The sequence below is a fragment of the Delftia sp. ZNC0008 genome (genome assembly GCF_000799035.1).
GTDB lineage: Bacteria > Pseudomonadota > Gammaproteobacteria > Burkholderiales > Burkholderiaceae_C > Comamonas > Comamonas tsuruhatensis.
In genome coordinates, this window is record NZ_JTKZ01000585.1 from 1 (window position 1) to 547 (window position 547).

Below are 547 nucleotides of genomic sequence, written 5' to 3' on the forward strand. Positions count from 1 at the left end.
ACTGGGTGCGGCCCCAGGCGGCGGAGGCGGTCTCGCGCACTTGGCGGCGCACGGTTTCCTGTTGCGCTTCCTGGGCCTGCAGCTCGTTGATGGCCTTGAGGATGCGGTCGCGCAGCTCGAAGCCGTTACCGAAGTTCCAGCTCAGCTCCACGCCGTAGCGCGTGCCCTCGGCATAGAGCACGCCGCTGGGGTCGCGCGTGTGGGCCACCACGGCGGCCAGGGTGGGAAAGCGCTGGGATTTGCTGCGGTCGACTTCGGCGCGGGCCTTCTCGATCTGCTGCTGCATTTCCTGCAGCTCGGGGCTGACGGCTTCGGACGCCTGCAGGGCCGAGTCTTCGCTGGCCGGCATCCATTGCTCGGGCACATTGAGCTGGGGCAGCCAGCCGGCCTGGGGCGTGAAGCCGAAGTAGCGCGTGAAGCGGGCCAGCGCATCCATGCGCTGCGACTCCAGCGCATGCTGCTGGGCCAGGGCGCCGGCCTGGCGCGAGGCGGCCTGGCGCAGGTCGTTGCGGCCCACGGCGCCCAGTTCGGCGCGGCGCTCCTCGAT

1 protein-coding gene is annotated in these 547 nt (G+C 70.7%); it reads right to left on the reverse strand.

The features are described 5' to 3' along the window. Positions 1-547 (reverse strand): TolC family protein (locus tag L995_RS19390; protein ID WP_047473055.1); only part of this gene is annotated, 547 nt, incomplete at both ends.